Here is a 12,522-nt window from a genome sequence, read left to right on the forward strand (position 1 = left end):
GCGGCCGATGCCACTGCGCCCGTACGTCGCTGACGAAAGTCAGCTGAACGACGGGATGATCGTGGAGCCGTACGCGTCGATGGTGGCCTCCCGCGCGTCGTGCATGTTGTAGACGGCGAACTGGTCGACGCCGAGGTCCTTGAGGTGCCGCAGCTTCTCGATGTGAGCCTCGGCGGGGCCCAGCAGGCAGAAGCGGTCGACGATCTCGTCGGGGACGAAGGTGGTGTCGGGGTTGTCGGCGCGGCCGTGGTGGGAGTAGTCGTAGCCCTGCCGGTCCTTGATGTACGCGGTCAGGGCCTCGGGGACCATGTCGGAGTGCTCCCCGTACTTGGCGACCAGGTCGGCGACGTGGTTGCCGACCATGCCGCCGAACCAGCGGCACTGGTCGCGTGCATGGGCCAGGTCGTCCCCCACGTAGGCGGGGGCGGCGACGCAGATGGTGATCGCGTCGGGGTCGCGGCCGGCATCTGTGGCGGCCTGGCGGACGGCCTTGACCATCCACTCCGTCAGATACGGGTCGGCGAGTTGGAGGATGAAGCCGTCGGCCTTCTGCCCGGCGAGCGCGAGCGCCTTCGGGCCGTACGCGGCCATCCACACGGGCAGTTTGCCGTTCTTGATCCACGGGATGCGGATCGGGTTGCCGTCCACGACCGCCTCCCTGCCCTCGGCGAGGTCGCGGATGACGTCGATGGCCTCGCCCAGCCGGGCCAGGGTGTTCGGCTTGCGGCCGGCGACGCGCATCGCGGAGTCGCCGCGGCCGATGCCGCAGACGGTCCGGTTGCCGAACATGTCGTTGAGGGTGGCGAAGGTGGAGGCGGTGACCTCCCAGGTCCTCGTCCCCGGGTTCGTGACCATGGGGCCCACGTGCATCTTGGTCGTGTGCTCGAGGATCTGGCTGTAGATGACGAAGGGCTCCTGCCAGAGCACGGCGGAGTCGAAGGTCCACCCGTAGCGGAAGCCGTTGCGCTCCGCCCGGCGCATCAGCCCGACGACCTGCGAGGCGGGCGGATCGGTCTGCAGGACGAGTCCGAAGTCCACGTGGGGACCTCCTAGTTCAGATACTGACAGGTGGATCGGGGGGTGAAGACGCCGTGCCCGGCGCGGCCTGTGAACTTCCGCTGGTCGATGACGAGTTCGCCCCGGGACAGGACCGTCTCGACCTGTCCGGTGACGGTCTTCCCCTCGTACGCGGAGTAGTCGACGTTCATGTGGTGCGTCTCGACGGACAGGGTCTGTACGGCGTGCGGGTCGTAGATCACGACGTCGGCGTCCGCGCCCGGGGCGATCGTGCCCTTCTGCGGGTAGAGCCCGAACATCCGGGCCGGGGTCGCGCAGGCGATCTCGATCCAGCGGCGGCGGCTGATGTGGCCGTCGACCACGGCCTGGTGGAGCAGGTCCATGCGGTTCTCCACCCCCGGCAGGCCGTTGGGGATACGGGAGAAGTCCCCGCGCCCCAGCTCCTTCTGGCCCACGAAGCAGAAGGGGCAGTGGTCCGTGGAGACGACCTGGAGGTCGTTGGTCCGCAGGCCGCGCCAGAGCGCCTCCTGGTGCTCGCGGGGCCTGAGCGGGGTCGAGCAGACGTACTTGGCGCCCTCGAAGTCCGGCTCGGCGAGGTTGTCGGTGGAGAGGAAGAGGTACTGGGGGCAGGTCTCGCCGAAGACGGGCAGCCCCTTGTCGCGGGCGGCCGCCAGCTCCCGTACCGCCTCGTCGGCGGAGACGTGCACGACGTACAGGGGTGCTCCGGCGACCCGGGCGAGCTGGATGGCCCGATGGGTGGCCTCGGCCTCCAGGAGGACCTTGCGGACCTCCCCGTGATAGCGGGGGTCGGTCTCCCCGCGGGCCAGGGCCTGTTCGACCAGGACGTCGATCGCGATGCCGTTCTCGGCGTGCATCATGATCAGACCGCCGTTGTCGGCGGAGCGCTGCATGGCGCGCAGGATCTGTCCGTCGTCGCTGTAGAAGACGCCGGGGTAGGCCATGAAGAGCTTGAAGGACGAGACGCCCTCCTGCACGAGCCTGTCCATCTCGTTGAGCGTGTGCTCGTTGACGTCGGAGAGGATCATGTGGAAGCCGTAGTCGACGGCGCATTTCCCGTCGGCCTTGGCGTACCAGGCGTCGAGTCCTTCGCGCAGGGAGTGGCCGACGCTCTGCACGGCGAAGTCGATGATCGTGGTGGTGCCGCCCCAGGCGGCGGCCTGTGTGCCGGTCTCGAAGGTGTCGGAGGCGAAGGTGCCGCCGAACGGCAGCTCCATGTGGGTGTGCGCGTCGACGCCGCCCGGGATGACGTAGCGGTCGGTGGCGTCGATGGTGCGCTCGGCGGTCCAGCCGGCGGCGGCGTCGGAGCCGTGCGCGGCGAGCGCGGCGATCCGGCCGTCCTCGATCAGGACGTCGGCGTGCAGCTCGTCGGCGGCGGTGACGACGAGACCGCCGCGGATGAGGGTTCGGGTGCTCACGGGCTTCTCCCCTGGGCCGTGGACGAGGTGAACTACAGGGAACGGAGGGCCTGTTCGAGGATCGCCGCGCCCTCCTCGGCCTCGGCGACGGTGAGCGAGAGCGGCGGGGCGATCCGCAGGGAGCTGGTGTTGTGGCCCCCTCCCTTGCCGATGAGCAGTCCGTTCTCGCGGGCGGCCTCCAGGACGGCCGAGGCCGCCGCCGGATCGGCCTCGTCGGTGCCGGGCCGGGTCAGCTCGATCCCGATCATCAGACCGCGGCCGCGGACCTCCCGTACCGCCTCGATGCCCGCGCCGACGGCCCGCAGCCGCTCGAGCAGCAGGCCGCCGACCCGGCGGGCGTTGCCCTGGAGGTCGTGTTCGAGGAGATAGCCGAGGTTGGCGAGGCCCGCGGCCATGGTGACCGGCGAACCGCCGAAGGTGGAGATGGAGTTGGCGTCGAGACAGTTCATGATCTCGGCGCGGGCGACGACTCCGCCGACGGACATGCCGTTGCCGATGCCCTTGGCGAAGGTGAGCATGTCGGGCGGCCCGTTCTCGCCGTGCGCCTGCCAGCCCCAGAAGTGTTCGCCGGTGCGCCCCCAGCCGGTCTGCACCTCGTCGGAGATCCACAGGATGCCGTGCCGGTCGAGGACCCGGCGGAAGGCGGCGTAGAGCCCGTCGGGCGGGGAGGTGAAGCCGCCGACGCCCTGGATGGGTTCGGCGATGAGCGCGGCGACGTCGCGCGTGTGGCCGAGGAGGTCTTCGAGGTCGGCGACGCAGGCCTCGATGAACCGTTCGTCGCTGTACTGCGCGAAGGGGCCGCGGGTGCGGACGCCGCCGTGCACGTACAGGGTCTGCAGCGGGGAGAGGCCGGTGGGCGACCAGGCGCGGTTGCCGGTGATGCCGACGGTGGAGAAGGAGCGGCCGTGGTAGCTGTTGCGCATCGCCAGGATCTGGTTGGAGCGGCGGTACGCGGTGGCCAGCAGCAGGGCCGTGTCGTTGGCCTCGGTGCCGGACGTGGTGAAGAAGACGCGGGCGTCCGGGATGCCGGAGAGGGTGGCGATCCGCTCGGCGAGCTCCACCATGGGGCGGTTGAGGTAGAGCGTGGAGGAGTGGATGATCCGGCCGGCCTGCTCGCTGACGGCCTTGGTGACCTCGGGCACGGCGTGGGCGGTCATGGTGGTGAGGATGCCGCCGAAGAAGTCGAGGTACTTGTTTCCCTCGGCGTCCCAGACGTGGCGGCCCTCGCCGTGGGTGAGCTCCAGGGGCTCCTGGTAGTAGAGGGCGACCCAGTCGGGGATGACGGCCTTGTGCCGGTCGTGGAGGCTCGTCACGGCTGCACCAGCCCGTCGTACGCGTCGGGGCGGCGGTCGCGGTAGAAGGCCCACTGCTGCCGCACCTCGTCGATGAGGCGGAAGTCGAGGTCGCGGACGACGAGTTCCTCGGCCTTGTCGGAGGCGACCTCGCCGACGAACTGGCCGCGCGGGTCGACGAAGTAGCTGGTGCCGTAGAAGTCGTTGTCGCCGTACTCCTCCTGCCCGACCCGGTTGATGGCGGCGACGAAGTACTCGTTGGCGACGGCGGCGGCGGGCTGCTCCAGCTGCCAGAGGTAGGAGGAGAGACCGCGCGAGGTGGCGGACGGGTTGTACACCAACTGCGCTCCGTTGAGGCCGAGTTGGCGCCAGCCCTCCGGGAAGTGGCGGTCGTAGCAGATGTAGACGCCGACCTTGCCGACGGCGGTGTCGAAGACCGGCCAGCCGGCGTTGCCGGGGCGGAAGTAGTACTTCTCCCAGAAGCCCTTCACCTGGGGGATGTGGTGCTTGCGGTACTTGCCGAGGTAGGAGCCGTCGGCGTCGATGACGGCGGCGGTGTTGTAGTAGAAGCCGGAGTCCTCGATCTCGAAGACGGGGACGACGATCACCATGCCGGTCTCGCGGGCGAGCTCCCGCATCCGCGTGACGGTCGGCCCGTCCGGGACGGGCTCGGCCCAGCGGTAGTGCTCGGGCTCCTGCACCTGGCAGAAGTACGGAGCGTTGAACACCTCCTGGAATCCGATGACCTTGGCGCCCTGCCGGGCCGCCTCGCGGGCGTACTCCTCATGCTTGGCGATCATGGATTCGGTGTCGCCGGTCCAGGTCGCCTGGACGAGTGCGGCGCGTACGACGTCGGTCATGAGCTGCTCCTTCGGCACGGCGTCAGAGAGCCTCTACGCACGTAGACACGGTGCGTAGGAGGAGAACGTAAGCCCCGTCACATCCCGGAGCAAGACCACCGCCGTGAACCGCCGGAGTCGATCATGTTTCTTACCCGAGTGGTCCACGTCGGACACGCACCGACACGTCACGGTGCGTTCCTGACGCAACCCGGACCGGCCGCCGTCGAGTTCCGCGGTACGTCGTTTCTCCTCCGCGTCAGGCTCCCGCGAGGCCCCCGACGCGCAGGGCGTGCAGGAGGTCCCGCTCGCGGGCCGGGGACACCGTACGGGCGGCCGCGAGGAGTTGGGGGACGAGGCCGTGGGGGTCGGCGGCGGCGAGGTGGGCGGCGTCCTCGGGCGTGCGGACCCGGACGAAGGCGGTGAGCAGGGCGTGGGCCTCGCGGTGGTGGTCCTCGGCGTGCAGGGCGGCGCAGGCGCCGGCCAGCTCCTCCACGGGGCGGGCGACCCCCTGGCGCAGCAGCTGGTCGCAGTCCGCGGACCGGCCCGCGTCGGCGAGCGCCCCGGCGACGGCGGCGAGCCGTCCGGGCGGCAGCGAGGCCGCCTCCCAGAGCAGGGTGGCCCAGTCCGCGCCGAGGCCGACGCGGTGCAGTTCCGCCGCGAGCGCCGGCAGCCAGGCGGGCGGACCGGCCACCGCCTCGCAGAGCAGCGCGTGCGCCTCGCCGCTGCGGCCCTGGGCGCGCAGCCGCTGGAGGGCGTAGACCGCGTTCCCGGCCGCCCGCGCCGCCTCCGCGGCGACCTCGCGCGGGACGGTACGGGGCGCGGGGGCGGCCGGCGCCTCGGATCCGCCGAACCGGGCGCCGCGCGGGGCCGCGCCGGCGACCGGCAGGTCGGGTACGGGTACGGCCTCCTGGACCTCCTCGGCCTCGTCCAGCCATGCGTACCGGGCTCCCCGGGGCCGCCGCTTGGGCGGGGCGGGGGCGGGTGGCGGGGGCGGTGCGTGCGCCGGTACGGGGACCGGCGCGGGATCGTCGTCCGCCCCGAGCGCCGCGAGTCGCGACGTCAGCTCCGCGATGCGCGCCGTCGCACGGGCGTGATCGTCCTGGGTCCAGGCCAGTTCGCCGTTCAGCCGGGCGGCGTCCGGGGAGGCCGGGGCCGCGCGCAGCTGGGCGCCGAGTTCCTGGGAGCGGGTCTCGGCGTACCGCCGCTCCCGCTCCATCGCCGCGAGGCGCTCGCGCAGCGCCTCCGCTCCGCCCGGCCGCCGGTCGTGCGCGGCGGCCGCCGCGTCGTACAGGGCCCTCGCCCGGGCGGCCTGCGGCCCGACGGCCGGCTCCCCCAGGTCCTGGAGCAGGGATTCGACGACGTCCCAGGGCAGGATCTCCGTACCGTCGAAGCAGGCCCGCAGGCCCTCCGGGTCCCGGCTCGCGAAGACCCCGTACCAGCCCTCCCCCGGCCGCAGGCGGGTCGCCAGTTCTCTGAGATAGCGCGCGAACGCGCCGACCTCCACCGGGAGTTGATACACCGTCATATCGTCCGCACCACCCGCGTACTCGACTGGAACCTTCCGGTCCGCAGGTATTCGACCCCAGTCGTGTTACGGGACGGCTACAGACTGTTTTCGGGCGGGGCCCGCCTCGCGGCGAACGGGTCAGAACGTCACGGCGATCCCCGTGTGCGGACGCTTGCCCAGCCGGGCGATCATGGCGGGCCAGTCGACGACCCGGAACTGCCACGTGTACTTGCGCGCCAACAGCTTCCGCACCCTCCGCAGCTCCTCCCCCTCCAGAAGCCGGGCGGTCCCCTCCAACCGCACCGCACCCTCCTCGACCTTCCCGCGCACATCGCACACCGCGACCACGGCGCGGGGGTCGTTCCGCAACCGCTTGACCTTCCAGGAGTCGCTGCGCGTCCAGGCGTACAGCTCGTCGCCCTCCACCGCGTACCAGACAGGGGTCGCCACCCCGGTCCCGTTCTTACGGAAGGTGGTCAGGCTGACGTAGCGGCCGCGCCGGAGCTCGTCGGGGATCACGTGGGGCGTCATGCGGCCGAGCCTACGCAGGTAGCGGATTCGTCACCGCGTCAGGGCGCCTCGCAGGTCCCCGCCCGCCGCGATCTCCGGGACGCCAAAGCCCAGTACCGTTGAATTGACGCGCTTCCCGCCCTGACGGGCGAGAGTTCCCTCCACGATCACCTGACCGTCCGGGTGGCTTCCTGCTTCTTCGTGCGGTGCCGGGACTTTCGTCCGGGTCTTACCTGCGCTCTGCGAGGCGTTTAGCCTGTCCGCCCGTCCGGCGGCCAGGGTGTTCTTGGATGCGTTGTCGTCGCGGTCGTGGATGGTCCCACACGCCTTGCACGTCCACTCCCGGACATGGAGAGGCTTCGGGCCGTCCTTGACGCCGCAGGCGGAGCAGTCCTGGGAGGTCGGCTCGAAGCGGCCGATCTTCCCGAAATAGCGGCCGTGCTTGGCGGCCTTGTACTCCAGCATGTTCACGAACTGGGACCATCCGGCGTCGTACACGGACTTGGCCAACCGGGTGCGGGCGAGACCGGACACCGCGAGGTCTTCCACATACACCGCTTGGTTGTCGCGGATGAGGCGTATGGATGCCTTGTGGCGAAAGTCCCGGCGCCGGTCGGCCACTTTGGCGTGCTGTCGGGCGACCTTGATCCTGGCCTTGGCCCGATTCTTTCCCGCGCGGCGCAGGAACTTCGGCGAGGAGATCCTTGTGCCGTCGGACAGAACAGCGAACGTGGACAGTCCGAGGTCGATACCGGCCTCGGTGTCCACCTCTGGCAGGACGTCCGGCACGGTGTCCACGACGAAACTCATGAAGTACCGGCCGGACGAATCCTTGAGATTCTTGTAGGCGGCCTCCAGATCCCGCAGGGCCTGCTGCAGCACGACCGCCGACACATCGGCCAGCCACGCACGCTTCTCGGTGCGCTTGACCCGCGTAATGCGAACCTTCGACAGTTCGGCCGACTTCACATACGGCAGACCCGCCGCATGAGCTTCTCTACGCTCACGCAGACACGAAAGCCTGAGCAAGCGCGGCGCGCTGTCGGGCATCTGGATAGACCCGGTAGTTGTAGCGAAGCTGCATGTACGGCACTTTCCGAGGCGGCAGGTGGCCGGCGTCGATCATCTCGCCCGAGATCGCCCACGCCGTCGCGGGCGTCGGCTCCTTCCCCGTCTACCCGAGTTCACCGAGACGGAGGGCATCCCTTATCTCGCTGAGCTTCGCGGTCGTGGCCGGGGTCCGCTCCTGCGCTTGTTCAGCGAGTCGGAGGGCGTCGTCAATCTCGCTGAGCTTCACGGAGGACAGGACGGCCGCCCGCTCTATCAGGTCGTCCCGGGACACAGTGGTCAGCCACGTGCACGGGGTGAAGCCTGGACGCGGGAACGCGAGCCGCAGCACGCCTTCGAACGGCAGTCCTTCACCGGCGCCGACCGTCACTTCGATGCCCAGACCGCTGATGTCGACGCCCGCCGGAGCGACGACCTGCATCACCCGGATCCCGGACGTGTCGTCTCCCGACAGCAGTACGACCAACCTCCGCTCGTCGAACTGGACCCACCAGACTTCGCCACGTTGCACAAGTCCTCCAGACACATGACGGCAGGCAGACGCTGCGCGACCCTGACGCGCTGTGGAGACGGGTGCGGCCACCGTTGATCATCGGTGTGTGAAGACTGAAGATCATGCGGTGGCCGCGGGTCACAGCGTAGACCCTGCCCGCTGGCAGGAGGCGTTCGAGGGCCTGATGGCCCGGATCGCGGGCCGGTTCGCACGGGTCGAACCCCGACGTCAGGTCGGGCGGTTGGTGCTCGGGCTGCTGTCGGACCTGCCGCGCAAGAACTGCTGGACCATCGCAGAGTGGGCCGCAGAGAGCACCCCGGACGGCATGCAGCACCTGCTCGGGCGTGCCAAGTGGGACGCCGACCAGGTCCGCGACGACGTGCGGGCCTACGTGGTGGAGCATCTGCGGGACGACCAGGCGGTTCTGGTGGTCGACGAGATCGGCGACGTGAAGAAGGGCACCGACACCGTCGGTGTCCAGCGCCAGTACACCGGCACCGCGGGCAGGATCGAGAACGCGCAGGTCGCCGTCTATCTCGTCTACGCCGGCCGCCGCGGACACGCCGCGGTAGACCGGGAACTGTACGTTCCGCGTTCCTGGACCTCGGACCCGACCGCTGCCGGGCCGCCGGACTCGGTGACAAGACCGAATTCGCGACCAAACCGCAGCTTGCCGCCCGCATGGTCACCCGATTCCTGGACGCCGGGCGCCGGGCCGCCTGGCTCGCGGGAGACGAGGTCCACGGCGGCAACCCGACGCTACGCGCCGCGCTGGAAGACGGCATCCGCTACGTCCTCGCGGCGGCCTGCTCGCACGAAGTCACCACAGGCGCCCGGAAGTTCCGCGCGGACACGCTGGCCAGGAAGGTGCCCAAGAGGGCCTGGCAGAAGCTGTCCGCAGGGAGCGGAGCCAAGGGCCACCGCTTCTACGACTGGGCCGTCATCGACCTCACCGACCCCCGGCCCGGGAGCCGGCAGTTGCTGATCCGCCGCAACCGCAGCACCGGCGAACTCGCGTACTACCGCTGCTACTCGCCGGCCGCCGCAGTGCCGCTAACCACCCTGGTGCGCGTCGCTGGATCAAGGTGGCGGGTCGAGGAGTTCTTCCAGTCCGGCAAGGGCCTGGCGGCCTTGGACGAGCACCAGGTCCGCCGCTACCCGTCCTGGTCCCGCTGGGTCACCCTGGCCATGCTCGCGCACGCCTTCCTCACCGTCGTCCGCGCGAACGAACACGACCGCGATCCCGCACCAGACGCCCTCATACCGCTCACGCAACGAGATCCAACGGCTGTCCATCACGCTCGTCATCCGGCCCGCCTTTGACACGGTCCACCGGCTCGGCTGGTCCGACCGGCGACGCCGCCACCAGGCCCGATCCCAGACCAGCCGCTACCGGCGGCAAGCCGCTCGAACGTGAAGATCACGATTACTGCTGGAGTGCTAGAGCGGCACCAGGGCGCACCGTACGACGATCTCGTCCATCGAGAGGCCCAGGACCCCCGCCAGCGCCGCGACGGTGAAGAAGGCGGGGGTCGGGGCCCGGCCGGTCTCGATCTTGCGGAGCGTCTCCGCGGAGAGTCCGGCGGCCGCGGCGATCTCGACCATGGACCGGCCGCCGCGGGCCTCGCGCAGGAGGAGGCCGAGCCGCTCGCCGCGTTCGCGCTCTTCGGGGGTCAGGGGTGTACGCACCATGACACCATTCTAATACCGGTATAGTAATTGGCATGGTGGAGATCAAGACGGACGAGTCCCTCCGGTCCATGCGCGAGGCGGGACGGGTGGTCGCCCAGGCGCTGGAGGCCGTACGAGCGAAGGCGGCGCCCGGGGTCACGGCGAGAGAACTGGACCTGACGGCCCGGGAGATACTGGCGGCGGCCGGAGCGGGGTCGCCGTTCCTGGGCTACCACCCCGACTGGACGCCGGTGCCCTTCCCGGCGGTCGTGTGCGTCTCGGTGAACGACGCGATCGTCCACGGCATCCCGGACGACCGCCGCCTCGCCGACGGGGACCTCGTCTCCGTCGACTGCGGGGCGACCCTCGGCGGCTGGGTGGGCGACTCCGCGGTCAGCTTCACGGTCGGCCGGGCCCGCCCCGAGGACACCCGGCTGATCGACACCGCGTACGCCGCCCTGGAGGCGGGCATCGGCGCGGCCGTCGTCGGCAAGCGGATCGGCGACGTCGCGCACGCGATCGGTCGCGTGTGCCGGGGCGCGGGCTACGGCATCCCGGACGGTTTCGGCGGCCACGGCATCGGTCGCACGATGCACGAGGACCCGGGCGTGCCCAACGAGGGACGCCCGGGCCGGGGCATGCCGCTGCGCCACGGCATGGTCATCGCGATCGAGCCCATGCTGATCGGCGGTGGCGGGGACGGTCACTGCACGGCGCGGGACGGGTGGACGATCCGTACGATGGACGGCTCCCGCGCGGCCCATGCGGAACACACGGTGGCCATCACCGACGACGGCCCTCGGATCCTCACCGCGTTGTAGCGGCCGAGGGCGCTACGGCGCCGGCCGCACCACCATCGCCGAGCCGCCGCCCCGCCGCACGGTCTCCGCCGCGGCGACCCACCGGCCGTCCGGCAGTCGCTGCACGCCGGTCGCCGCGCCGATCTCCGGGTTCTGCCGGAAGCCGTGACCGATGGCTTCGAGCTCGGCGCGCAGGGGGCTGTTCCACAGCCCCGGCTCCAGCTCCGTCGTCGCCTGGTTGCGCTGGCTGGCGCGCGGCGCCGCGATCGCGTCGACGAGCGGAAGGCCGCGGTCCACGACCCCGACGAACGTCTGGAGGACGGTCGTGATGATGGTGGCTCCGCCCGGCGACCCGAGTGCGAGCACCGGCCGGCCGTGTCCGTCGAGCACGATCGTCGGGGACATCGAGGACCGGGGCCGCTTGCCCGGGCCCGGCAGGTTCGGGTCGTGGACGGCCGGGTTCGCCGGGGCGAAGGAGAAGTCGGTCAGCTCGTTGTTGAGCAGGAACCCGCGCCCCGGAACCGTGATCCCGCTGCCGCCCGTCGACTCGATCGTGAGCGTGTACGCGACGACGTTGCCCCACTTGTCGGCGACCGTCAGGTGCGTGGTGTTCTCACCCTCGTACGTGGTCGGCGCCGCCGTCCCCCCGCTCGCGCAGGCCGCCGGATCGCGCGGGTCGCCCGGGGCGAGCGGGCTGGTCAGCACGGCGTCGTCGCGGATCAGGCACGCGCGGGAGTCCGCGTACCGCTGCGAGAGCAGCTCGCGTGTGGGCACGTCCTCGAAGGCCGGGTCGCCGACCCAGCGGCCCCGGTCGGCGAAGGCGATCCGGCTCGCCTCGATGAAGCGGTGCAGATACGCGCTCTGCGAGGCGGCCGAGAGATCGGTCCCCTCCAGGATGTTCAGCGCCTCACCGACGGTCGTGCCGCCCGACGACGAGGGCGCCATGCCGTACACCGTCAGTCCCCGGTAGGAGAGCTTCGTGGGCTTTCTGTCCACCGTCTCGTACGCGGCGAGGTCACGCTCCGTCAGATCACCGGAGCGGACCACCCGTGTGGCGCCTTCCCGGACCGGGGGCTTGCGGACGGTGTTCACGATGTCCCGGGCGAGGGGGCCCCGGTAGAGCGCGCCGACGCCCTCCCGGGCCAGCTTGTCGTACGTCCGGGCCAGGTCGGGGTTCGTGAACGTGGAGCCCACCACGGGCAGTTGTCCGCCGGGCAGGAACAGCTCGGAGGAGGCCGGGAAGTCCCGGAAGCGGGCCTCGTTGGCGGCCGTCTGGGCGCGGAAGGTGGCGTCGACGGTGAATCCCTCGCGGGCGAGGCGGCCGGCCGGTTCGAGGAGGGTGCGCAGCGGTTTGGTGCCCCAGACGTCGAGGGCGGCCTCCCAGGTGGCGGGGGTGCCGGGGGTGCCGACACCGCGGCCGCTGGTCATGCCCTCCTCGAAGGGGATGGGCTTGCCGTTCTCCACGAAGAGGTTCGCGTCCGCCGATCGCGGGGCGGTCTCGCGGCCGTCGATCGTGTGGACCGTACGGCTCTTCGCGTCGTAGTGGACGAAGTAGCCGCCGCCACCGATGCCCGCGGAGTACGGCTCGGTGACGCCGAGGGCCGCGGCCACGGCGACGGCCGCGTCGACGGCGTTGCCGCCCTTGCGGAGCACCTCGATGCCGGCGGCGGAGGCGTCGGCGTCGACACTGGCGACGGCTCCGCCGTACCCGACGGCGACAGGTGTCTTGACCGGGGGCTCGTGCGACGCCGGACTCGGCGGGGCCGCGGCCCCCACCGAGAGCCATGTCGCGGCGACGACGAGAACCGACCCATTCCGCAGCACGGAACGACGCATCCCTACCTCCAGTCAACGACCGTCCGCGCAGGGTAACTTCCTTCCGCCCT

Annotated in this window: 10 protein-coding genes and 2 pseudogenes; 2 read left to right on the forward strand and 10 right to left on the reverse strand. The window is 70.9% G+C overall.

The features are described 5' to 3' along the window. Positions 1-39: 39 nt before the first annotated feature. The 8 genes and pseudogenes from FDM97_RS23195 to FDM97_RS23230 form a co-directional block, all read right to left on the reverse strand. Entirely contained in the window at positions 40-1,038 is a 999-nt protein-coding gene (locus FDM97_RS23195) for a TIGR03842 family LLM class F420-dependent oxidoreductase (protein WP_137992428.1), read from the reverse strand. Positions 1,039-1,049: 11 nt separating this feature from the next. After that, a complete protein-coding gene (hydA, locus tag FDM97_RS23200; RefSeq protein ID WP_137992429.1) occupies positions 1,050-2,453 on the reverse strand; it encodes a dihydropyrimidinase in 1,404 nt (467 codons plus the stop codon). Between the two features lie 32 nt (positions 2,454-2,485). Then, entirely contained in the window at positions 2,486-3,766 is a 1,281-nt protein-coding gene (locus FDM97_RS23205) for an aspartate aminotransferase family protein (RefSeq protein WP_137992430.1), read from the reverse strand. Next, entirely contained in the window at positions 3,763-4,605 is an 843-nt protein-coding gene (locus FDM97_RS23210; RefSeq protein ID WP_137992431.1) for a nitrilase-related carbon-nitrogen hydrolase, read from the reverse strand. Before FDM97_RS23210 ends, FDM97_RS23205 begins: the two co-directional genes overlap by 4 nt. 238 nt (positions 4,606-4,843) lie before the next feature. Next, entirely contained in the window at positions 4,844-6,112 is a 1,269-nt protein-coding gene (locus FDM97_RS35980) for a UL36 very large tegument protein (RefSeq protein WP_175439211.1), read from the reverse strand. Positions 6,113-6,232: 120 nt separating this feature from the next. Beyond that, positions 6,233-6,625 carry a PPOX class F420-dependent oxidoreductase gene (locus tag FDM97_RS23220; protein WP_137992432.1) on the reverse strand — a complete coding sequence of 131 codons (393 nt, stop codon included), beginning with the start codon at positions 6,623-6,625 and terminating at the stop codon, positions 6,233-6,235. A gap of 135 nt (positions 6,626-6,760) precedes the next feature. Next, positions 6,761-7,688: pseudogene (locus FDM97_RS23225) on the reverse strand (RNA-guided endonuclease InsQ/TnpB family protein); the annotation flags it as partial. 90 nt (positions 7,689-7,778) lie between these two features. Further along, positions 7,779-8,183: an mRNA interferase PemK gene (locus tag FDM97_RS23230; protein ID WP_023547126.1), complete on the reverse strand. Its 405-nt coding sequence runs from the start codon at positions 8,181-8,183 to the stop codon at positions 7,779-7,781. A gap of 166 nt (positions 8,184-8,349) precedes the next feature. Between FDM97_RS23230 and FDM97_RS23235 the strand changes: the two are divergent. After that, positions 8,350-9,582: pseudogene (locus tag FDM97_RS23235) on the forward strand (IS701 family transposase). 23 nt (positions 9,583-9,605) lie between these two features. Here FDM97_RS23235 and FDM97_RS23240 read toward each other — a convergent pair. Then, positions 9,606-9,857: a helix-turn-helix domain-containing protein gene (locus FDM97_RS23240; RefSeq protein WP_137992433.1), complete on the reverse strand. Its 252-nt coding sequence runs from the start codon at positions 9,855-9,857 to the stop codon at positions 9,606-9,608. A gap of 32 nt (positions 9,858-9,889) precedes the next feature. Here FDM97_RS23240 and map point away from each other — a divergent pair, with 32 nt between their 5' ends. Next, the gene (gene map, locus FDM97_RS23245; protein ID WP_137992434.1) at positions 9,890-10,657 is read left to right on the forward strand and encodes a type I methionyl aminopeptidase; all 768 of its coding nucleotides are present in this window, start codon (positions 9,890-9,892) and stop codon (positions 10,655-10,657) included. Between the two features lie 12 nt (positions 10,658-10,669). Here map and ggt read toward each other — a convergent pair whose 3' ends face one another. Next, positions 10,670-12,472: a gamma-glutamyltransferase gene (ggt, locus tag FDM97_RS23250; RefSeq protein WP_137992435.1), complete on the reverse strand. Its 1,803-nt coding sequence runs from the start codon at positions 12,470-12,472 to the stop codon at positions 10,670-10,672. Positions 12,473-12,522 lie beyond the last annotated feature (50 nt).

Source organism: Streptomyces vilmorinianum (assembly GCF_005517195.1).
In the GTDB taxonomy this organism is placed as follows: domain Bacteria; phylum Actinomycetota; class Actinomycetes; order Streptomycetales; family Streptomycetaceae; genus Streptomyces; species Streptomyces vilmorinianum.